The 20,229-nt window shown below is 66.5% G+C and carries 19 protein-coding genes; 12 read left to right on the top strand and 7 right to left on the bottom strand.

Annotated features, from left to right (window positions below; all coding sequences use genetic code 11):
• The first annotated feature begins 26 nt into the window (after positions 1-26).
• Positions 27-635: a DUF1349 domain-containing protein gene (locus AC0Z9V_RS09700; protein ID WP_485141383.1), complete on the top strand. Its 609-nt coding sequence runs from the start codon at positions 27-29 to the stop codon at positions 633-635.
• A 181-nt stretch (positions 636-816) separates the two neighbouring features.
• Here AC0Z9V_RS09700 and AC0Z9V_RS09695 read toward each other — a convergent pair whose 3' ends face one another.
• Positions 817-1,686 (bottom strand): EamA family transporter, encoded by an 870-nt coding sequence (locus AC0Z9V_RS09695; protein ID WP_485141382.1) that lies wholly within the window; start codon positions 1,684-1,686, stop codon positions 817-819.
• A 92-nt stretch (positions 1,687-1,778) separates the two neighbouring features.
• Here AC0Z9V_RS09695 and AC0Z9V_RS09690 point away from each other — a divergent pair, with 92 nt between their 5' ends.
• Positions 1,779-2,624 carry a LysR family transcriptional regulator gene (locus AC0Z9V_RS09690; RefSeq protein WP_485141381.1) on the top strand — a complete coding sequence of 282 codons (846 nt, stop codon included), beginning with the start codon at positions 1,779-1,781 and terminating at the stop codon, positions 2,622-2,624.
• Positions 2,625-2,999: 375 nt separating this feature from the next.
• Complete coding sequence (locus AC0Z9V_RS09685; RefSeq protein ID WP_485141380.1) at positions 3,000-3,410, top strand: hypothetical protein; 411 nt, start codon at positions 3,000-3,002, stop codon at positions 3,408-3,410.
• 271 nt (positions 3,411-3,681) lie between these two features.
• Here the strand turns inward: AC0Z9V_RS09685 and AC0Z9V_RS09680 are convergent, their stop codons facing one another.
• The 4 genes from AC0Z9V_RS09680 to AC0Z9V_RS09665 all read right to left on the bottom strand — a co-directional run bounded on the left by AC0Z9V_RS09680 (position 3,682) and on the right by AC0Z9V_RS09665 (position 8,679).
• Positions 3,682-4,341, bottom strand: coding sequence for a hypothetical protein (locus AC0Z9V_RS09680; RefSeq protein ID WP_485141379.1), 660 nt, complete (start codon positions 4,339-4,341; stop codon positions 3,682-3,684).
• A 585-nt stretch (positions 4,342-4,926) separates the two neighbouring features.
• The gene (locus AC0Z9V_RS09675) at positions 4,927-6,012 is read right to left on the bottom strand and encodes a hypothetical protein (RefSeq protein ID WP_485141378.1); all 1,086 of its coding nucleotides are present in this window, start codon (positions 6,010-6,012) and stop codon (positions 4,927-4,929) included.
• 1,224 nt (positions 6,013-7,236) lie between these two features.
• Positions 7,237-8,118 (bottom strand): hypothetical protein, encoded by an 882-nt coding sequence (locus AC0Z9V_RS09670; RefSeq protein WP_485141377.1) that lies wholly within the window; start codon positions 8,116-8,118, stop codon positions 7,237-7,239.
• Positions 8,119-8,229: 111 nt separating this feature from the next.
• Positions 8,230-8,679 carry a hypothetical protein gene (locus tag AC0Z9V_RS09665; RefSeq protein WP_485141376.1) on the bottom strand — a complete coding sequence of 150 codons (450 nt, stop codon included), beginning with the start codon at positions 8,677-8,679 and terminating at the stop codon, positions 8,230-8,232.
• 323 nt (positions 8,680-9,002) lie between these two features.
• Between AC0Z9V_RS09665 and AC0Z9V_RS09660 the strand changes: the two genes are divergently transcribed.
• The 7 genes from AC0Z9V_RS09660 to AC0Z9V_RS09630 all read left to right on the top strand — a co-directional run bounded on the left by AC0Z9V_RS09660 (position 9,003) and on the right by AC0Z9V_RS09630 (position 16,375).
• Positions 9,003-9,536: a GNAT family N-acetyltransferase gene (locus AC0Z9V_RS09660; RefSeq protein ID WP_485141375.1), complete on the top strand. Its 534-nt coding sequence runs from the start codon at positions 9,003-9,005 to the stop codon at positions 9,534-9,536.
• A 122-nt stretch (positions 9,537-9,658) separates the two neighbouring features.
• Complete coding sequence (gene gatC / locus AC0Z9V_RS09655; protein ID WP_485141374.1) at positions 9,659-9,955, top strand: Asp-tRNA(Asn)/Glu-tRNA(Gln) amidotransferase subunit GatC; 297 nt, start codon at positions 9,659-9,661, stop codon at positions 9,953-9,955.
• A 3-nt stretch (positions 9,956-9,958) separates the two neighbouring features.
• Positions 9,959-11,473 (top strand): Asp-tRNA(Asn)/Glu-tRNA(Gln) amidotransferase subunit GatA, encoded by a 1,515-nt coding sequence (gatA, locus tag AC0Z9V_RS09650; RefSeq protein ID WP_485141373.1) that lies wholly within the window; start codon positions 9,959-9,961, stop codon positions 11,471-11,473.
• Entirely contained in the window at positions 11,473-12,987 is a 1,515-nt protein-coding gene (gene gatB / locus AC0Z9V_RS09645; protein WP_133082126.1) for an Asp-tRNA(Asn)/Glu-tRNA(Gln) amidotransferase subunit GatB, read from the top strand. Before gatA ends, gatB begins: the two co-directional genes overlap by 1 nt.
• A 25-nt stretch (positions 12,988-13,012) precedes the next feature.
• The gene (locus AC0Z9V_RS09640) at positions 13,013-13,903 is read left to right on the top strand and encodes an aminoglycoside phosphotransferase family protein (RefSeq protein WP_485141372.1); all 891 of its coding nucleotides are present in this window, start codon (positions 13,013-13,015) and stop codon (positions 13,901-13,903) included.
• A 147-nt stretch (positions 13,904-14,050) separates the two neighbouring features.
• Complete coding sequence (gene tdh / locus AC0Z9V_RS09635; protein ID WP_485141371.1) at positions 14,051-15,094, top strand: L-threonine 3-dehydrogenase; 1,044 nt, start codon at positions 14,051-14,053, stop codon at positions 15,092-15,094.
• 15 nt (positions 15,095-15,109) lie between these two features.
• On the top strand, positions 15,110-16,375 hold the full coding sequence (locus AC0Z9V_RS09630) for a glycine C-acetyltransferase (RefSeq protein WP_485141370.1): 1,266 nt from the start codon (positions 15,110-15,112) through the stop codon (positions 16,373-16,375).
• Between the two features lie 31 nt (positions 16,376-16,406).
• Here AC0Z9V_RS09630 and AC0Z9V_RS09625 read toward each other — a convergent pair whose 3' ends face one another.
• The gene (locus AC0Z9V_RS09625) at positions 16,407-16,790 is read right to left on the bottom strand and encodes a YchJ family protein (protein ID WP_133082130.1); all 384 of its coding nucleotides are present in this window, start codon (positions 16,788-16,790) and stop codon (positions 16,407-16,409) included.
• Positions 16,791-16,824: 34 nt separating this feature from the next.
• On the bottom strand, positions 16,825-17,847 hold the full coding sequence (locus AC0Z9V_RS09620) for an NADPH:quinone reductase (RefSeq protein WP_485141369.1): 1,023 nt from the start codon (positions 17,845-17,847) through the stop codon (positions 16,825-16,827).
• Positions 17,848-17,965: 118 nt separating this feature from the next.
• Between AC0Z9V_RS09620 and AC0Z9V_RS09615 the strand changes: the two genes are divergently transcribed.
• Entirely contained in the window at positions 17,966-19,063 is a 1,098-nt protein-coding gene (locus tag AC0Z9V_RS09615) for an NAD(P)/FAD-dependent oxidoreductase (RefSeq protein WP_208740730.1), read from the top strand.
• A 169-nt stretch (positions 19,064-19,232) separates the two neighbouring features.
• Positions 19,233-20,222, top strand: a complete 990-nt coding sequence (locus AC0Z9V_RS09610) for a cation diffusion facilitator family transporter (protein ID WP_459269221.1) — start codon at positions 19,233-19,235, stop codon at positions 20,220-20,222.
• Positions 20,223-20,229 lie beyond the last annotated feature (7 nt).

Genomic DNA, 20,229 nt, shown 5'->3' with positions numbered 1-20,229 from the left:
CGAGCGATCGAGCGAGGGGATATGACGTGACACCAGCAACCGGAGAAGCTCACGATGACTGGGGCCGGGGGACATGGCGCAACCCGCCCGTAGGTGTGGTCGCTGATGGTCGGACTCTGCAGGTGACCGCAGCGGAGAAAAGTGACGCGTGGAGGCACACCTCGTATGGCTTCGTCCATGACAGCGCGCATGCCTTGCTGGCACCGCTACCTGCAGAAGGGGCGATGGAGGTCTCATTTTTGTTGGATTACACCGAGCAGTTCGACCAGGCAGGGATCTATCTTCACGTTTCGGAATCCGTGTGGATCAAAGCCGGTGTCGAGGTGTCCGACGGAATCCCCCAGGTGGGGGCCGTCGTCACACATGGGGTCTCTGACTGGTCCGTAGCACCTGTCCCTGAGTGGATCGGCCGGGAAATCACCGTGCGCCTCAGCAGGGCCGATAACGCCGTCACTATCAGAGCCCGCGCTGGGGATGAGCCCTTCCGGCTCGTCCGCGTCGCCCCTCTTGACGAATCCGCGCGTGCTGAAGCCGGCCCGTTCTGCGCCTCTCCCACGCGGGCCAACCTCACGACCACCTTCACCCGATGGGTCGGAACCGATGCAGATGCGACGCTGCACCCTGGACAGGACTAGGGTCACAACCCCCGTCGGTGGGGGGTGCCCGAGATGGTGGAGGATCGCTGACCGGCGGACGTCCCGCCGAAGGTCGACCACAGGTGGCTGGTGCGGCGCCTTGGCAGTACGTGCACTGATCGGTCACGGGGATGGTCAGCAACGCCTGTGACCAGTCACATCTTCGAGGGTCGCGTGGTTCCTATCCGGGCCGTGGTGGGTTGCCGGGGAGGAGGAGGGCTGTGGTGTTCGCGGTGACGATGAGGGCTATGCCTACCCATTCGGGGGTGCCGAGGTGCTCATGGAGCAGTGTCGCGCCGATGAGGGCGGCCAGGACGGGGTTGATGCTCATGAGGATCCCGAAGAGGTTCGCTGGGACCCTGCGTAGTGCGATGAGGTCTGCCACGAACGGGATCGTGGAGGCCAGGACACCGGAGCCGACGGCGTAGAGCACAGTGAGCGCTTCCGGGCGGGTGGTGACGAGTATCCAGGCGCCGATGGGCAGGAACAACGCGGCGGAGATCCCTGTGGCCGTGGCGGTGCCCTGGACCCCTGGGATGCGGTATCCGATGGTCCTGTTGAGCAGGATGTACGCGGCCCAACTGCACGCGGCGATGAGCCCGAGCCCGAGGCCCAGGTAATCGGTGGTGGGTTGGGGCCGCGTGATCGCGATGACGCCGGCACCGGCGATGACAGCGCAGAGTGCGTTGGTCCGGGTCCGGGAACTCAGCAGGGCCACCGCGAGGGGCCCGCAGAACTCCAGGGTCACCGCCAACCCGAGGCCGATGCGTTCGATGGCCAGGTACAGGGTGAGGTTCATGGTCCCGAAGACCAGTGCCAGGAGCACCACCGGCCACCACTGCGCCCGGGTCAACTCCCACACCCGCGGCCGAACGATCGGGAGCAGGATCAGCGCGGCGATGACCTGCCGGACGGCGACGACGCCGACCGGCTCGATGACCGGGAAGGCCAGGGACCCGCTGGTGGCTCCGAGCTGGTTCGAGAGCGCCCCTCCCAATGCAACGCCGATACCCCTTGCCCGGCCGCTGCCCGTGTGTCCAGTTGTCGTCATTGTGGAAGTCTGACCACCATTGACTGCCTGCACATAATGCATGAATGCTCGTGTTGATGCGCTGGACGCATGGATAGGCTGGAGGTGTGGATATGGAACTGCGTCACCTTCGATCCCTCGCGAGTGTCGTCGATTCGGGGACGTTCACCGATGCGGGGATCGAGCTCGGGATCTCCCAGACCGCTGTCTCACGCAATATCGCAGCCCTGGAATCCGTCCTGGGTGTCCGGCTCCTGCACCGCACCACCCGCAGCGTGGAACTGACTCCGGCCGGGGAACGAGTCCTGCGCCATGCCCGCCGGGCCCTGGCTGTCGTCGCTGATCTACGCCAGGAAGTACTCACCGGTGTGAGCACGATCCGGATCGGGTACGCGTGGTCCGCCCTGGGCAAGCACACCCCTGAGTTCCAACGTCGATGGGCTGCAGCCCTCCCGCACCATGAGCTGCGTCTGGTCCGGACGAACACCCCGACCGCAGGACTGAATGAGGGCACCAGTGACCTGGTGATCCTGCGCCGCGTCCCCGAAGCAGTGAACCTCGAGCTGGCCCTGATCGGTGCGGAAAAACGCTACTGCGCGATGTCCGTCGATGACCCACTGGTCACCAAACGCACCGTCACCCTCGCCCAGGTAGCGGAGTCAGCGTTGGCGGTCGATCATCGAACCGGAAGCACCCAACTCGACCTCTGGCCCGAGCACGGCCGGCCACATCGCACTATCCCCACCAACGACGTCGACGACTGGCTCACCCTCATCAGCAGCGGCGCAGCCCGCGGCGTCACCGCAGAATCAACAGCACACCAATACCGCCGCCAAGGCCTCACATACCGGCGCGTCCGCGACGCACCACCCGTGCCCATCTATGTTGGTTGGGACAGAACTGACCCGCCTGCGATCCTGCGGGAGGTCATCACGCTTCTCGCAAACCTCTATCAATGACCCCGTTAAAAGCCTGCACGCAACGGGATCCGCTAGCGGTCACTGGCGGTCGCGGGCCGGGACATGGTCCGGCCAGGTCTCACCGATGCCTCCTGATTCGTACACGTGCTCGACGAACCCTCGTACGTCCGCCGCGAGCTCTTCTCGTGTCATGCGGGCTGCATCGTCCGGGGTGATTTCTCCCGTCCCGAGCGTGGACCGTCCGACAGTAAAGCCGTATGTCCCACTGGCTGGTCCGTTGACCCACAGCAAGTCGTAGGACAGAGCCCCACCGGGCTGGCGTCGCTCGCTGACTCGGAACACTTCGTGCTCGGCCGTGACGTCAAAGGGATCCATCCGGTGATCCTAGGACCCGCTCCTGCATACTGGGGCGCTATGGGGAAGAACTGGATCATTGCTGTCCTGGTGGGAGTGCCACTGATTTGTGTGGCGGGCATGATCTATTGGTTCTTGCACCCCCAACTCACCCTCACGCTCGAAGACGTGATGGAGGCCGAATACACCGAGAAAGACGTCACTACCGACGTCGTGGAGATCACCGATACGGCGTGTAACAGCGACATCAAGTGCGTCGAGGCGTACAGCACGGCTGAAGCCAACTACTACCGCTTCCGGACCCACGCCTCGGCGACGGAATACGAGGCAACCCTCGACGACGGATTCAGCGTCAACTGCTTCGTCATGGACTTCGCTGGCAAAGACGCGTCCGTGGACGACCAGCTGTTCGCGATGCAGATCCTGGCCGGCATGTGGAACGACTACGAAGGCGACTTCCCCACCCGCTGATCGATCCCTCGGCGCGCGTCTCGAAGCGAGCCAAGGGTCGGCTTCCATGCGCTATTGCTCGAGCGCGGCTCGTAGGAGGCGAATGGCTTTCGGTCCAACTCCGTGAAGCGCCTCGAGGTGATCAAGGCCGACGCCCTCCGCATCATCCAGGCTTCGTACCCCCGCCGCCGCTAGGGCCCTGACGGCGGGAGCACCAATGGCCGGGAGAGGTCGCGGGGCGTCCATAGATTGGAGGATACGCTTCGTATCGACCGCCCCGTAAGCCGATCGGCTAGCGGGACGGTGAGGGCTGATCGCTTGTTACTGGCCCCAGGTGGGTCGACGGTAGCTTTACCTTCCTCCCCCGATTGTCCTTCTCGGGAACTGCCTCGGGCATTGGACCAGCCGTGGCCGAGACGGCTCGTTCGTACCCCCCGTCAAAGCCGATCCTTGTGATGTCCCGCAAACGGAACCGGTCCAGAAACGTCTCCCACTGCCCGTGTTCGTTGATTGTGAAGAGCCACAGATGCTTCTTGCTCCACCTGACCGGGATGCCAATGAGGAGTTGTTCGGGGTGCTTGTCTTCTCGGTACAGCGAGATGACATCTGCGGCGTCCAGGGCTGCCCGTATGAGCTGTTCAGGATCGCTGAGGTCGGCGGTCAGGAAGGGGCTGCGCGGGGGCCACTGATTGTTGTCCCGGACGAAGCCTATGAAGGTGTCAAAGACCCAGGCGCGCTTGATTGAACTGGCCCGGAAGGCCACGTAGCCGTCCCGGAGTACCCCCTCGCGGAGTTCCGCCAGAACCACCCATTCCTCGAACAGGCCAACCACCACACCGAACTCGGCTTTTGCGCCGCCTGCGTCGCGAAGGATGCGCAAAGGAAGGGCTTGTTCCTGAGAGAGGACTAGGAGCTTGTTGATCTGCGTCCGGCCCTTGGCTGCTGTACCCATACGTCGAATCTAGATCACCTTCGGTCCGTTCCACTCCTGACTCGACCAGTTACCCGGATCATCACAAAGCAGTGCAGTTCCGAATCAGCACACACTCACATGCCTAGCTCGTCGGCACCCGGTTGACGATCTTCCACCGCACTAGGAGACGATAAGGCTCAAGCCTTTTGTGAGGACACGCTCAGCCCCATCTCCACGGGTGCTACTAGAGTGAACCTGGTTCAGGCTTAGTCATCTTGCTGATTGAAGGAAGATGTATGAAACAATCCATGGTCCTCAAAGCGTTGGCGATGCTTGTTCTGTACGTGGTCATTTGGGGAACGGTCGGCTACCTGGGGGGAGGCTGGGAGGATGCCCGGAGGTACGGTCTCATCGCAGGGCCGATCTTCGCCCTCTTCACGGCTATTCCGTTCATCCTCAAAGCCCGAAGGAATCGCGTCAACTCTGGGGGACCGGCCGACCCTCGAGGTAAAAGAAAGCGCTGAGTCGAGTCCTTCAATGCGTCAATCCACCTCACTGCAACGTGCGCCCCTCGGAGGGATGGGGTTGTGCCCCTGGAATCATCTTTAGTTGAGCAGTGTGGTGTCAGATGTCCAGGATTGTGTTTAGGGCGACCTTGTGGGGCGGAAGAACTCCTGTGTCGAGATCCTCCATGAGATGGATGGAAGCGTACTGCCATGATTTGATACGCCCGGCGTCGTCGAAGACTCGGTATGTGCGCCGTAGTCGGCCTTGCCGGTAGTGAGGGTGTATGAAACTCACCTCGACCTGTGTTTGGGGCCAATCACCGACCACGTCGACGCGGGCATCAGCAACCCCGTCGGTGAGGGGAACCATCTCCCCTCCGGGTGTTCGCCAGTATGACTCGAGGCGATCGAACTCGGCACAGAGGGCCTCGACGGCTGCCTTCTTCTGTTCCTCGGGGAGGTTCACCCTGTCCCACGACACGTAAGGATCGCCGGCGACCACAGGATTGATCTGGGGAGCATCACCTTCGGACCATCCAGGGATGTCTATCTCCTCGATCGGCGTCGATGGAAGCTCGTTCGCCCGAAGGACAGCGGGAAGTCCGCCGGTGGGCACCTCTATCTGCTGATAACGGTAGGTGTATCCGGTACCGCCATACCTGTCGTGAAGCGCTTCCGGGGCGGAGGCATACACCACCAGGTAAGGCGAGGATCCGGCCTCAAAGGCTAGTAACGGGATGCGGTCGATGCTCGTGCGGTGTGTTCGGCCGCCGGCGTCGAGGAGCAGAAGCTCACGTGCTTTCAACCATTGCGCCTGATCGTCCACGTTGACGTCCGAACGACCCGACCAGAGCCATGCGCCGTGCCGTGTTGTCCCGATCAGATGAACATTCATCAGGTCCATGAACCAGGTAACGTCGCCTGCCTGGGAGATATGGATAGCCGTGGAGATCACCTGCGAAGCGGTTCCCTCGTCTTCTCTCATTTCATCCGCCGTCGCCGGCGTGTAAAGAACCCATACTCCGGTGGAGGCCGCAGCAACTCTCATGTGGGGGTTGATCAAGCCCACAGGAAGATCGGCCCAGGTAATGACCCGGTCGGGGTGCTTTAAATTTCGGATGACCGCGACAGGTTCGGAAATGCTCACCCGAATGAGTGAATCCGCGACGACGACGTCCTGCCACCCTGCTGACTCATCCCCCATGGCGAAAGTATCGCACTCCACCCAAAACGCCCGCTGAGGGATCGTTCTCCGTGCGTTATCCAACGTAGTTTGGCCGTGGGACTATGACGCATGACAAGAGTGCAATGGGTCTTCGTCGCGATCGTGTGCGTCGCGATTCTCCTGGTCTTGCTGTTAATCGGTTCACCAGATTCACTTGGACGGCGAAGCACTGACTCTCAGTCTCTACGACTGTCTGCGGAATCGCTTACCTACTGACAGAGAAGCAGAACGTCCGCTGACGAATCGTCTTGCGAACGGACACACCGACAAATGGAGCCAGCCGTAGGATTCACTACGTCTTTCGTATGGCCAGTGGAAGGAATGCGGCGTTTCCCAGCACCTACCCCATAACGAGGTCATCCGTGTGGCCGTAGCGCAGGGACTCGGTTGGCACAGGGGGAAAACGACGGCAGGACCGGAGGACAAAGTGGCAAAATCCCATGACCGGTGGGCGACGGCTTAGCACCATTCCCGCGGGGTCACCGACAACGGACTGAGTGCGGCGCTGCATACGTACTACACGCGCTACTTCCCAGCCGGCGTCTTCATCATCATGGCGTTGACTATCACGGGGGGTTACCTCCTGGCCGGTGGTGGCCCGGTTCATTGGCAGCGCACCTTGAGCCTTGGTGCGATCCTCGTCGGATTCGCTGGGCTAGTGGGAGGCACCATTTACGAGCGAGAACGCCTCGCGCCCAGTGCGCACCTCGGATCCGCGAGCAATCTTCTTTCCCTACTCGAGGAGGAGGAGGGCAAGGCCCTGATGCGTGGAATCAACGGCAAGGGCACGATAGAAGCAGAGCATCTGACAGTCGCCCGGGCCGTAGCGGTCCAGCAGCGGAAGAAAACAGCATCCACTCTGCTGGGTACCCCCTGTTTCTGCTTCTTGTTCTCCTCCGTCGGGACGCCTGCGGGCTGGTTTGCTGTCGCGCTGGTACCCGCTGTCCTGATCATTACTGCGGTATTCATTCGGGACTTCAGGCGCCAAGGGCGTTTCCTGGCAATTACTGCAGAATAATCTGCTTGTCGTCTCTGTCACCGGAGGCGACCGTCGCCCGTCCTCGAGCCCTATCAAAGCAGAAGACAACCGTTACGGGGCACTAGGCCCACCACAAAGCGCCCCGTGCGGTAGCCCGAAAGCGGATCCCCGTCCGAGTAGTACGGCGGCGCGTAGGCTACGAGATGCTGAGTGCCACCAAGCCGTCAGAGATCGGGACGACGTGTGATTTTCGATGAAAGCCGCGCAGCAGCTTGTTCCAAGATGTTCGACAGTTGAGGCTCGTACCCCGAGTAATCAGCGAAACGAAGCACCGCGTACGAGGTGAACGAAGCGGCCAATTCCGTGATGGAGGTGATGGCTTCGGGATCAGGCATTTGGGTGGTGTTGAACTGACCCGGAAGGAACTCATCGCGGGGAACAACGATCTGCAGCTCGTGCGAGGGCCAACGCTTACCGTGTGCCGAGCCGGCCGACGCGCGCCAGAGCCTCTCCGCCGCTTCAGCGTCAAAGGTACCCGCGCCCTTAACCACGACGACAGCCGCCGCCTGTTTCACAAGATCCATGTACCCCGGGGCTCGCTTCACGTCATCCTCGGTGAAAAGCGGTCCTATCTTGCTGACGAGATCCGCACGACGCTTTGCTAGTGCTGTCTTGCGCTCCTGACCAACAGCAGCCTTTTTCTGCTCCTCGAAATCGTGCACGACAAACGACAGGTGACGTCGCGTGCACTCCTCAGCTGTGCGCGCGTCCAACACCCAGATGGCATGCGATGACGACTCAATGGCTGCCCTTGAGAGGGTCTGCGTCGGCCTGAACGTATGCCGCACCTTCTGCTCCGGATGGAACTTCAACGGGGCGACGTGATCGCCCCAGAACTCTAGATGTTCAAGAGCAGAGGTGAGATACCCGCGGCACCAATCCGAACCGCGCTCCGCTGGGTAAACCGCGTTGACCTGAGCGAGATTCGAGCCTGGCATCGGCTCACCAATCTGATGCAGTACGTCGGTCATCAAGCGAGCACTGTGGGCAACGCCAGCCCAGGCCTCCAAGATGTCCCGCGGGACTTCAATACCTTCATCCATCATAAATTCGAGCCTAAGTTACTGACCGCCGCCTATTAGTAGCACGTGCGCCCTGGTCCTCATGATTTGAGTCTATGCACATAGACTCCGCCCGTAAGCCGGTGGCCCACAGCATCAGTCAGATTGTGGCTGGGCGTCGTCGTCGAGTGGCTGTCCTGCTAGGTAGTACCTGCGGATGTTTACTCCCAGCGCGATGATGCAAAGGATCGGCAGGAGAGGGAACACGAAGTCCCCGCGCCATTGGATGAACCAGATGAAGAACGTCCAGAAGAGGACCGTGAAGACGCCGAGCGCGATCAGTGAACGACGGGTAGGAATTTGCGGCAGGGGTTCCAGTCCTCGCTTCCGAAAGTCGTTGAGTTCCTGCACCGCAGCGAGGCTGAGAGGGATGAAGATCGCAAGGAAGAGCGCGATACTGACCACCTCGCTCCAGACGTCTGCTACTCCGAGGGTGTCTGTGACGATGTAGATGAGCGTCCGAATCACCAGTGCCCAAATCACTACCGCGATAATCAACCGCCGCCGTGCGGGGTGGAGTGGTTTGGTTCTGGGCGGCTCGGTCATGGGATCAGCTAACCATGACCTTTTTGATGATCAAGCTCCCGCCGTCCCTTATGTACAGCTGCCCGTAAGCCGGTCCCTTACTCGGACAGTTGCAGATGAGCGGTCGGGGAAGGAGGCGGCCGCACAGACACTGCACTCAAGGATTCCCGTAACACCCGCCCGAGAACATGCCCGGTGAAGGTGCCTTATACGGACACCCTCCTGCCGCCTGTAGGCGGTCCACCGGAGGTGTCCGGGTGCCACTGCGGTCGAACCTCCGCCCGGGGCCGGGACATCACCTGGCCGAGCGTCGTCGAGCCCCTGCCCCATGGCAAACTGAACCGGTGACTTCCGCTCCGTCCGGCAACGCCGTGTCCGACTCCCGCCTCACCATCCGTCCCGTCCAGCCGGAGGACTTCGACGACGTCCGTCGCATCACGCGCGGCGCCTACCTGGAGGCCGGCTACTTCGCCGACGATTCGCACCCCTACATGGCGGTCCTGTCCGACATCGAGCACCGCGCCCAGCACGCCGAGGTGTGGGTCGCCGAGCGGGACGGCGCCGTCGTCGGGTCGGTCGCGCTGACGTTCGCGGGCCAGCGGTACACGGACATCGCCGTCGAGGGTGAGCTCGAGTTCCGGATGCTGGCCGTGGACCCCGCCGTCCAGAGCGGGGGCGTGGGCCGGGCCATGGTCGAGCGCATCATCGAGCATGCGAGGACGCTTCCCGGGATCGAGGCGGTGAGCCTGACGAGCGGTTCGGACATGGTGCGGGCGCACCGCCTCTACGAGTCCATGGGCTTCGTCCGCGTCCCCGAACGCGACTGGGAGGTCCCCAACGAGGACATCCTGCTCTGGGTCTTCCGCCTGCCGCTCTGAGGCGAGGAAGCGCACGGGACGGCGCGTCGTCGTGCCGGGACGTCCCGTCGGATGCCGGGTGCCGGACGCGCCAGCACTAGACTGGAGGGCAGATACCCACTTCCGACTTCCAGGGGAGATCCATGGCTGAGATCAACCGGGACGACGTCGCGCACCTCGCGCGCCTCGCCCACATCGACATGACCGACGACGAGCTCGACCGCATGGCCGGTGAGCTCGCGGTGATCGTCGACTCCATCAAGACCGTGAGCGAGGTGGCGGGCGACGACGTCCCCGCGACGAGCCACCCCATCCCGTTGAGCAACGTGTTCCGCGAGGACGTCGTGGGGGAGACCCTCACCAACGAGGAGGCGCTCCTCGGCGCCCCTGACAACGCGGACGGCCGCTTCAAGGTCCCTGCCATCCTGGACGGGGAGTAACCCATGACCGAGATCATCCACCTCTCCGCCGACACCCTCTCGCAGAAACTCGCGTCGAAGGAGGTCTCCGCCGTCGAGGCCACGCAGGCCTACCTCGACCGCATCGGCGCCGTGGACGGCGCGATCAACGCCTTCCTGCACGTCAACACCCACGAGGCGCTGCTCGTCGCCGCCGAGGTGGACAAGGCCAGGTCCGACGGCGACACCCTGCACCCCCTCGCCGGCGTGCCCATCGCGGTGAAGGACCTCATCGTCACCAAGGGCCAGCCCACCACGGCCGGGTCGAAAATCCTCGAGGGCTGGCAGAGCCCCTATGACGCCACCGTGGTCCGCAAGCTGCGCGCCGCGAGGATGCCGATCCTCGGCAAGACCAACTTGGACGAGTTCGCCATGGGGTCCTCCACGGAGCACTCGGCCTTCGGTCCCACCCGCAACCCGTGGGACCTGGACCGGATCCCCGGCGGGTCCGGCGGCGGGTCCGCAGCGGCCGTCGCGGCGTTCGAAGCCCCGCTGGCCCTCGGCACCGATACCGGCGGCTCCATCCGGCAGCCCGGCGCCGTCACCGGGACGGTCGGCGTGAAGCCCACCTACGGCGGCGTCTCCCGCTACGGTGCGATCGCGATGGCCTCCTCGCTCGACCAGATCGGCCCCGTGTCCCGGACGGTCCTCGACAGCGCCCTGCTGCACGAGGTCATCGGCGGCCACGACCCCCACGACTCGACGTCGCTGACCGATCCCGTCGGCGCACTCGTCGAGGCCGCCCGCCTCGGCCAGGTCGAGGGCATGCGCATCGGCGTCATCAGGGAGCTGCAGGGCGAGGGCTACCAAACCGGTGTCCTGACGCGCTTCTCGGAGTCGCTCGAGCTGCTGCGTTCGGCGGGTGCTGAGATCGTCGAGGTCTCCTGCCCCAACTTCCAGTACGCGCTCGGTGCCTACTACCTGATCATGCCGTCGGAGGCCTCCAGCAACCTCGCGAAGTACGACGGGGTGCGTTTCGGGTTGCGTGTGGTGCCCGACGGCGCCCCGACGATCGAACGCGTCATGGGGGCCACCCGCGCCGCAGGCTTCGGGGACGAGGTCAAGCGCCGCATCATCCTCGGCACCTACGCGCTGAGCGCCGGCTACTACGACGCCTACTACGGCTCGGCGCAGAAGGTCCGCACGCTCATCCAGCGCGATTTCGCCGCAGCCTTCGAGCAGGCCGACGTGCTCATCTCCCCGACAGCCCCGACCACGGCGTTCAAGCTGGGGGAGAAGCTCGACGATCCGCTGGCGATGTACCTGAACGACGTCGCCACCATCCCGGCGAACATGGCGGGCATCCCCGGCCTGTCGCTGCCGGGCGGCCTCGCGGACGAGGACGGGCTGCCGGTCGGCATCCAGCTCCTCGCGCCGGCCCGCCAGGACGCGCGCCTCTACCGGGTGGGCGCCGTCCTCGAATCACTACTCGAAGACACGTGGGGCGGCCCGCTGCTGGCCCAGGCCCCGGCCATTCCAGGAAGCGCAGGTGGGAAGTAATGACTGCTGTAACCGATGAGGTCCTGACCTTCGACGAGGCCATGGAGAAGTACGATCCCGTGCTCGGGTTCGAGGTCCACGTGGAGCTCAACACGAGGACCAAGATGTTCTCCTCCGCACCCAACGCCTTCGGGGACGTGCCCAACACCAACGTGACGCCCGTGGACCTCGGCCTGCCCGGCGTCCTGCCCGTCGTCAACGGCGTCGCCGTGGAGTCCGCGATCAAGATCGGCCTCGCGCTGAACTGCAAGATCGCCGAGAAGTGCTACTTCGCCCGGAAGAACTACTTCTACCCGGACACCCCGAAGAACTTCCAGACCTCCCAGTTCGAGGACCCCATCGCGTACGACGGCTCCATCGACATCGAGCTCGCCGACGGCACCGTCTTCACGGTCGAGATCGAGCGCGCCCACATGGAGGAGGACGCAGGCAAGCTCACCCACATGGGTGGCTCCACGGGCCGCATCCAGGGCGCCGAGTTCTCGCTCGTGGACTACAACCGCGCCGGCGTGCCCCTCATCGAGATCGTCACCAAGCCGATCGAGGGGGCCGGATCGCGAGCCCCCGAGCTCGCGAAGGCCTACGTCGCCGCGATCCGCGAGATCGTCAAGAACCTCGGTGTCTCCGACGCCCGCATGGAGCGCGGCAACGTCCGCTGCGACGCCAACGTCTCCCTCCGCCCGCACGGCCAGGAGAAGTTCGGCACCCGCACCGAGACCAAGAACGTGAACTCGCTGCGCGCCGTCGAGCACGCGGTCCGCTACGAGATCCAGCGGCACGCCGCCGTCCTGGACTCCGGCACGCCGATCCTGCAGGAGACGCGCCACTGGCACGAGGACACGCGTTCGACGACATCAGGGCGCCCCAAGTCCGACGCCGACGACTACCGCTACTTCCCCGAGCCCGACCTCGTGCCCGTCGTGACGAACGATGCCTGGATCGAGAAGCTGCGCGCCGAGCTCCCCGAGCCCCCGGCGGAACGCCGCAAGCGCCTGCAGGCCGACTGGGGCTACTCCGACGCGGAGTTCCGCGACGTCGTCAATGCCGGCGTGATGTCCTCGATCGAGGACACCGTGGCCGCCGGCGTGAGTGCCGCCGTCGCCCGCAAGTGGTGGATGGGCGAGATCTCCCGCCGTGCCAAGCTCGCCGACCTCGAGCCCGCCGAACTGGGCGTGACACCCGAACTGATCGTAGAGCTGAACGCGCTCATCGAGTCCGGCAAGATCAACGACAAGCTCTCCCGCGACGTGCTCGACGGCGTCCTCGCCGGCGAGGGCACGCCGGCGGAGGTCGTCGAGCAGCGCGGGCTCGCCGTCGTGTCCGACGACGGCCCGCTGCTCGAGGCGATCGACGGCGCCCTCGCGGCCCAGCCCGATGTCGCCGACAAGATCCGCGGCGGCAAGGTCCAGGCCGTCGGCGCGATCGTGGGCGGCGTCATGAAGGCGACGCGCGGACAGGCCGACGCCGGCCGCGTCCGTGAGCTCATCCTGCAGCGCCTCGGCGTCGAGGGATAGCTCCAGCAGGATCCGGGAGGGTGCGATGGCGGTTCTGCCGAGGGCGGAGATCGACATCCCACCCTCCCTCGTCGTATCGCTGCTGGCAGACCAGCACCCGGACCTCGCGGACCGCGCCCTGCGGCCCGCGGGCCACGGCTGGGACAACGAGCTCTTCCGGCTCGGACCGGACCTCGTGGTGCGGCTGCCCCGGCGGCAGGTCGCCGACGCGCTGATGGTCGCCGAACACCAGTGGCTGCCCGTTATCACGGCGCGGCTGACCGTGCCGACGTCGGCGCCGCTCCGGTGCGGTGTGCCCGGTCCCGGCTACCCCTGGCACTGGTCCGTCAGTCGGTGGATCGAGGGGGAGTCCGGCATCACCGTGCCCCGCGCCCGTCGCCTGCCGGCGGCCCGCCCGCTCGCACGGTTCCTCGCGGAGTTCCAGCAGCCCGCTCCGCCCGGTGCCCCTGTCAGCCCCGTGGGCCGGGGCGGGCCGCTGGCGGCGCGCGACCACGTCCTGCGGGACCGGCTCGCATCGCTGCCGAACGCCCCGGAGAGCCTTCTGCTCCGGGTATGGGACGAGGCCCTGGCCGCTCCGGCCTGGACGGGGCCGGACCTCTGGCTGCACGGCGACCTGCACCCGGCGAATCTCGTGCTCGGACCGGACGGCGTGCTGGCCGGCGTCGTCGACTTCGGGGACCTGTGCTCCGGTGATCCGGCGACCGACCTCGCCGCCGCATGGCTCGTGTTCGACGCGGCGGGCAGGTCTGTCTTCCGCACGGAACTCGAGGCCCTGCGGCCGGTCGACGCCGCCACCTGGGCGCGGGCGCGGGGCTGGGCGACGAGCATGGGCAGCGCCCTGGCGGCCTCGTCCGACGACGCCCCGGAGTTCCTCGCCCTCGGACTCGAGGTCCTCTCGGCGGTGCTCGAGGACTGACAACGGCCCCGCCGTGCGCTCGAGCCCACGCGTGCCCGCCGTCGTCCGCTGATAGTGTTGCTGCCGGGCATATCCCGCCCGGCACTCGTACCGCACAGGCCCGGCCCATCCCGCCGGAGGCCCGGAGCGGCATGGAAGGAATGTCCAGTGAAGGCGCTGTACAAGTCCGGGGCGCACCCCGGTTTCGAACTCGTGGACCGACCCGAGCCCGAGGCAGGGTGGGGCGAGGTCAAGATCCGCGTGATGACCACCGGCATCTGCGGCACCGACCTCCATATCGAGAGCTGGGACCCCTGGGCGCAGGGCATGATCTCGGCACCGCTGATCCCCGGCCACGAGTTCTACGGCGAGGTCGTGGCCCTCGGCGAGGGTATCCGCGGCGTCCGGGTCGGCGACCGGGTGTCGGGGGAGGGCCACATCGTCTGCGGCGTGTGCCGCAACTGCCGTGCCGGCCGCCGCCAGATGTGCATCCACACCTCGAGCGTCGGCGTGCAGCGCGACGGCGCCTTCGCGGAATTCGTCGTCGTCCCCGAGACCAACGTCTGGGTGCACGACGCGACCATCACCCCGGAACTCGGCGCCGTCTTCGACCCCTTCGGCAACGCCGTCCACACCGCGCTCAGCTTCCCGCTCGTCGGCGAGGACGTCCTCATCACCGGGGCCGGCCCCATCGGTCTCATGGCCGTCGCCGTCGCCCGCCACGCCGGGGCCCGGAAGATCGCCATCACCGACGTCTCCGCCCCGCGCCTCGAGCTCGCCCGCGGCGTGGGCGCCGACATCGCCGTCGACGTCAGCCGCATGCGCATCGCCGAGGCCCAGCGCGCACTCGGCATGAAGGAGGGCTTCGACGTCGGGATGGAGATGTCCGGGCACGCCACGGCCCTGCCCGAGATGATCGACAACATGAACCACGGCGGGCGGATCGCCATGCTCGGCCTGCCCTCGGGGCCCATCTCGATCGACTGGGGCAAGGTGGTCACGCACATGCTCACCCTCAAAGGCATCTACGGGCGGGAGATGTTCGAGACCTGGTACGCCATGAGCGCCATGCTCCAGTCCAACCGGACGCTGCGCGAGGCGGTGTCGTCGGTGGTCACCGACTGCCTGCCCGCGGGCGAATGGCAGCGGGGCTTCATGACAGCGCGCGACGGCGCGAGCGGCAAAGTGGTCCTCGACTGGACCACCTTCTAGGGAAACGGGAACACCATGTACTCAGCAGTCCGCGACCAGCTCGCCGGTGAGCTCGACGCCATCCGAAGCGCCGGCCTCTTCAAGCACGAGCGGCGCATCTCCTCGCCCCAGTCCAGCACCATCACAGCGGGAGCCCTCGGCGCAGGTGACGCGCGGGTGCTCAATTTCTGTGCGAACAACTACCTCGGCCTCGCCGACCATCCGGAGATCATCGCGGCGGCCAAGACGGCCCTCGAGGAGCGGGGCTTCGGCATGGCCTCGGTCCGCTTCATCTGCGGCACCCAGGACCTGCACCTCGACCTCGAGCGGCGCGTCTCGCAGTTCCTCGGCACCGAGGACACCATCCTGTTCTCCTCCTGCTTCGACGCGAACGGCGGCGTCTTCGAATCGCTCCTCGGCGCGGAGGACGCCGTGATCTCCGACGCACTCAACCACGCGTCGATCATCGACGGCATCCGCCTGTCCAAGGCCCAGCGCTTCCGCTACGCGAACCGCGACATGGCGGACCTCGAGGCGAAGCTGCAGGAGGCGTCGGGAGCCCGGCGGCGCCTGATCGTCACGGACGGCGTCTTCTCCATGGACGGCTATCTCGCGCCGCTCGAAGCCATCTGCGACCTCGCCGAGCGGTACGACGCGATGGTCATGGTCGACGACTCGCACGCCGTCGGCTTCATGGGTGCGACCGGCGCCGGGACCCCGGAGCACGCGGGTGTCGCGAGCCGGGTGGACATCTTCACCGGGACCTTCGGCAAGGCGCTCGGTGGTGCGTCCGGTGGCTACGTCGCCGCCCGCGCCGAGATCGTCGCCCTCCTGCGCCAGCGGGCCCGCCCGTACCTGTTCTCCAACTCCCTCGCGCCGTCCATCGTCGCCGCGACCCTGACGGCACTGGACCTCGTGCAGAACAGCGGGGAGCTCCGGGAGACCCTCGCCCGTAATGCGGCCCTCTTCCGCCGCCGCATGACCGAGGAGGGCTTCGAGCTCCTCGAGGGCGAGCACGCGATCATCCCGGTCATGTTCGGCGACGCCGTGCTCGCCGCCCGCACCGCCGACGCCATGCTCGCGCACGGCGTGTTCGTCACGGCGTTCAGCTACCCCGTGGTGCCGAAGGGCGCCGCCCGCATCCGCGTGCAGCTCTCCGCAGCGCACACCGGCGAGGACATCGAGGCCTGCGTGCAGGCCTTCGTCGCCGCGCGCGCCGAGGTGGACGCGGGCAGTCCGGGAGCGGATGGCGGGCAGGCGTCCGACGCCGGCGCGCCGGGCGCGCACGTGGGTGGCGCGTAATCCGGCCCCACCTCGCGGGGTGCTGCAGGTCCTAGGCGCGCACGTCCCCGTCGACATACATCCAGCGCCCTTCCACCCGGACGAATCGGCTGCGCTCCTGCAGCAGCCCCGACCGCCCGGCTCTCCGGAACGATGCTCGGTACTCCACCACGCCGGCGTCGTCGCAGTCGCCGCCGAGGACCGTGTCGACGATCTGCAGGCGACGCCACTCGACGTCCCCGTCGAGATCGACGGTATCCGGACGTGTCGATGGGTCCCACGAATCGAGCAGGTACCTCTCGAGCCCGAGAGCGAACGCCGAGAACCGTGAGCGCATCAGTGCTGACGCCGTCGAAGCTGCCCCTCCCCGGTGGAGCGGCCCGCAGCATTCCCCATACGGCAGAACGGTTCCGCAGGGGCAGTCGTCGAGCGTCATACGCTTCCTTTCCTGACCGGGAAGGGTCGATCGCTCAGGAGTTTTCGTCGGAGACGCGAATGATGACCTTGCCGGTCACACCGTTCTCGACGGCGTCGTGAGCGGCGCCGGTCTCCTCGAGCGGAAACCAGGAGAGGGGGAGTCCGGCAGCCTTCCCGACAGGCAATACCCCGCTGCTCAGCGCCGCCGTGATGTCCTCCGCCGCAGCGGCGAGCGCATCCTGACCCACCGTGTAGAGCAGCAGGCCCTGCCAGCGGACGTTCTTTGCGAAACTCGCGACCACGGGGGCGGTGAAGTCGTCACCATTGTTGTTCGCGTAGTACGCGATGGAGCCATGGTTGGCGATCACCTCGACGTCGAGCGCCGCGTTCTGCCCGGGAGACACCTCCACGACATGGTCGACGCCGCCTGGAGCAACCTCGCGGATGTGGTGGGCGAGGGAGTCGTCGGGGTAGCGGAGCACGTGGTGGGCCCCCGCAGCGAGACCGAGCTCGGCCTTCGCGTCGCTGCTGACCGTTGCGATGACGGTTGCGCCCGCCCAGGCGGCGAGTTGGATCGCCGCGTGGCCGACGGCTCCGGCGCCGCCCTGGACGAGAACTGTGCGTCCCTCGAGGGCGCCGGGAGCGAGTCGCGACGGCCCCTGCTCGTGGACGGTCAGGGCGCGGTGCGCCGTCATCGCCGGTACACCCAGGCTGGCTGCCACCTCGAGATCGACGCCGTCCGGCAGGCGGACAGCCCGTTCGGCGGGAATCACGGTGAACTCCTGGGCGGTGCCCGTCGGGCGGCCGTGAGCAGCGAGGTAGATCCATACCCGGTCGCCTACCTGCGGCTCGATGACGCCCTCCCCGACCGCGTCGACGACTCCGGCGCCGTCCTGGTTGGGGACTACCTCGGGGAACGGGAGGTCGCCGTCAGCGCGGGCCTTCCAATCCGTCGGATTCACGCCGGAGTTGACGATGCGGACCCGCACTTCGCCCGGACCGGGCGTCGCGACGTCGCGGTCGACGAGAGAGAGAACGGAGGAGGGACCGGTGGAGGAGTAGACGATTGCTTTCACGACTAGCCGGAACTATCGGTGCCCGGACGGTATTCCCGGGGCTCGGGGTCCGCCCTATCGACGGGGAGAGCACACCGGACGCCCCCCGGATGGGGGAGCGCCATCCTAGGATGACGGGATGAGCCCCCTCGAGTGCGACGTCCTGATCATCGGCGGAGGCATCGCCGGCCTGTCGCTGGCGTCCGCCCTGGCGCCGTTCGCCGGCGTGGTGCTCGTCGAAGCGGAGTCCTCGCTCGGGTACCACACGTCGTCCCGCTCGGCGCGCCAGCTCATCCCGAGCTACGGCCCCGGGCCCGTCGTGGACCTCACCCGCCGCACGCTGGACCTGCTGGCCGGCGTGCAGTCCTCCACGGGACTGCCGCTGACCGTCCCGCGGTCCTTCCTGCTCGTCGGATCCGAAGCCGACGTCGCGGCGAAGGCGAACGCATCGATGCGCGGGGTGTCCCACGCGGAAGCGCTCGCGCTGTGCCCCCAGCTCCGTCCCGCGTCGTTCGAGGCCGCCGCGATCGACACGGACTGCGTCGGCACCGACACCGACCTCCTGCTCGAGTACCACCGGCGGAGCGCCGGCGACGACGGCGTCATCATCCTGACCGGGGCACCCGTGACCTCCGCACGCTACGACGGTGGCGGCTGGAGCGTCCGTGCGGGATACCGGGCCATCCGTGCCGGCGTCGTGGTCGATGCGGCGGGAGCATGGGCCGACGGCGTGGCGGAGCTGTGCGGGGTCGCACCGCAGGGCCTCGTGCCGCTGCGTCGCACCGCCGCGATCGTGGCGGCGGAGAACGCACCGCGGGTCGGAACGCCGATGGTCGCCGCCGCCGACGATTCCTTCTACTACCGGCCCGACGCCGACGGCGTGCTCATCTCGCCCAGCGAGGCGGAACCCGCCGAGCCGGGTGACGCACAACCCCGTCCGGGGGACGTTGAACGGCTCGTCGCGTACCTCGATCGGGTGACGACCCTCGGCATCACGTCGATCCGGCGGTCCTGGACGGGCCTTCGGACACAGCGGGACAGCGGTCTGCCGGTCGTGGGCTTCGATCCCGCCCACCCCGCGTTCTTCTGGCTCGCGGGGCAGGGCGGCTACGGCTTCCAGACGTCGTCGGGCATTGCAGAACTCGCGGCCGTCCTGCTCACCGGAGCCGATCCCGAGGATCTCGGCGCCGATCCCGGACGGGTCGCGGCCGCCGCGGCAGCCCTCCGCCCCGCCTGAGCCCGACGACGGGATCGCCGTCGCCCGCAACGGTCCGTCACCGTGCGGGACGCCCGCCCCTCGCGCGGGGAGAACTCGTAGAGTTGGAGCCGGAGGCTCCGCGGCGCACGTGCCGCGCGGCCTGGTCATCGAGCCGCCCGGAGGCGGGCAGAGGGAACGGAACCCAACCATGTCAGCAGGTGGAGGCAAGAAGGCGATCATCGCGGCCCTCGCAGCGAACCTCACGATCGCCGCGCTCAAATTCGTGGCCTACGCGCTCACGCGCTCGTCGTCGATGCTCGCCGAGGGGATCCACTCGGTGGCGGACTCGGGCAACCAGGTCCTCCTGCTCGTGGGAGGCAAGCGTGCCAAACGCCAGGCCAGCCCGGAGCACCCCTTCGGCTACGGCCGGGAGCGGTACATCTACGCCTTCATCGTGTCGATCGTCCTGTTCAGCGTTGGCGGGCTCTTCGCCCTCTACGAGGCGTACCACAAGTACCAGGACCCCCATCCCATCGAGGGATCGTTCTGGTGGGTCCCGCTCGCCGTCCTGATCGGGGCCATCATCGCCGAGTCCTTCTCGTTCCGCACCGCCATCAGGGAGTCCAACCACACGCGGGGGAGCATGAGCTGGGTGCGCTTCGTCCGCACCGCCAAGTCGCCCGAGCTGCCGGTCATCCTCCTCGAGGACTTCGGCGCGCTCCTGGGTCTCCTGTTCGCCCTGATCGGCGTCTCCATGACGCTGCTCACCGACAACGGTGTGTGGGACGCGGCAGGGACCGCCATGATCGGCCTCCTCCTCGTCGCGATCGCCGCCGTCCTCGCGGTCGAGACCAAGAGCCTGCTCCTCGGCGAGAGCGCCTCCGCAGACGCCGTCGCGAAGATCGAGGCAGCCATCAGCGACGACGGCGCCACACGCATCATCCATCTCAAGACCCTCCACCTGGGTCCCGACGAGCTGCTCGTCGCCGCCAAGATCTCGGTCGAGAGCCAGGACACCGGATCGCAGATCGCCGGTGCGATCAACGATGCGGAGCAGCGCATCCGGGCAGCGGTCCCGATCGCCACCGCCATCTACCTCGAACCCGATCTGTACGCTCCCCGCGCCACCGCCACGCCCTCAGCGAACGGGAGCTCCGCAGCGCCCCGACCGGACAGCGGGTCGTCCGGGCAGGTCTAGGATGGGC

The organism is Arthrobacter sp. UYP4 (assembly GCF_057291175.1).
The sequence above is the reverse complement of the archived record's forward strand: the minus strand, read 5'-3'. Positions and strand labels throughout refer to the sequence as shown.

What these genes read in the sequence shown, in the direction of transcription:
- AC0Z9V_RS09695 (WP_485141382.1), bottom strand. Translation starts at nt 1,686, where the DNA reads ATGACGACAACTGGACACACGGGCAGCGGCCGGGCAAGGGGTATCGGC.
- AC0Z9V_RS09690 (WP_485141381.1), top strand. Translation starts at nt 1,779, where the DNA reads ATGGAACTGCGTCACCTTCGATCCCTCGCGAGTGTCGTCGATTCGGGG.
- AC0Z9V_RS09685 (WP_485141380.1), top strand. Translation starts at nt 3,000, where the DNA reads ATGGGGAAGAACTGGATCATTGCTGTCCTGGTGGGAGTGCCACTGATT.
- AC0Z9V_RS09680 (WP_485141379.1), bottom strand. Translation starts at nt 4,341, where the DNA reads ATGGGTACAGCAGCCAAGGGCCGGACGCAGATCAACAAGCTCCTAGTC.
- AC0Z9V_RS09675 (WP_485141378.1), bottom strand. Translation starts at nt 6,012, where the DNA reads ATGGGGGATGAGTCAGCAGGGTGGCAGGACGTCGTCGTCGCGGATTCA.
- AC0Z9V_RS09670 (WP_485141377.1), bottom strand. Translation starts at nt 8,118, where the DNA reads ATGATGGATGAAGGTATTGAAGTCCCGCGGGACATCTTGGAGGCCTGG.
- AC0Z9V_RS09665 (WP_485141376.1), bottom strand. Translation starts at nt 8,679, where the DNA reads ATGACCGAGCCGCCCAGAACCAAACCACTCCACCCCGCACGGCGGCGG.
- gatC (WP_485141374.1), top strand. Translation starts at nt 9,659, where the DNA reads ATGGCTGAGATCAACCGGGACGACGTCGCGCACCTCGCGCGCCTCGCC.
- gatA (WP_485141373.1), top strand. Translation starts at nt 9,959, where the DNA reads ATGACCGAGATCATCCACCTCTCCGCCGACACCCTCTCGCAGAAACTC.
- gatB (WP_133082126.1), top strand. Translation starts at nt 11,473, where the DNA reads ATGACTGCTGTAACCGATGAGGTCCTGACCTTCGACGAGGCCATGGAG.
- AC0Z9V_RS09640 (WP_485141372.1), top strand. Translation starts at nt 13,013, where the DNA reads ATGGCGGTTCTGCCGAGGGCGGAGATCGACATCCCACCCTCCCTCGTC.
- AC0Z9V_RS09630 (WP_485141370.1), top strand. Translation starts at nt 15,110, where the DNA reads ATGTACTCAGCAGTCCGCGACCAGCTCGCCGGTGAGCTCGACGCCATC.
- AC0Z9V_RS09625 (WP_133082130.1), bottom strand. Translation starts at nt 16,790, where the DNA reads ATGACGCTCGACGACTGCCCCTGCGGAACCGTTCTGCCGTATGGGGAA.
- AC0Z9V_RS09615 (WP_208740730.1), top strand. Translation starts at nt 17,966, where the DNA reads ATGAGCCCCCTCGAGTGCGACGTCCTGATCATCGGCGGAGGCATCGCC.
- AC0Z9V_RS09610 (WP_459269221.1), top strand. Translation starts at nt 19,233, where the DNA reads ATGTCAGCAGGTGGAGGCAAGAAGGCGATCATCGCGGCCCTCGCAGCG.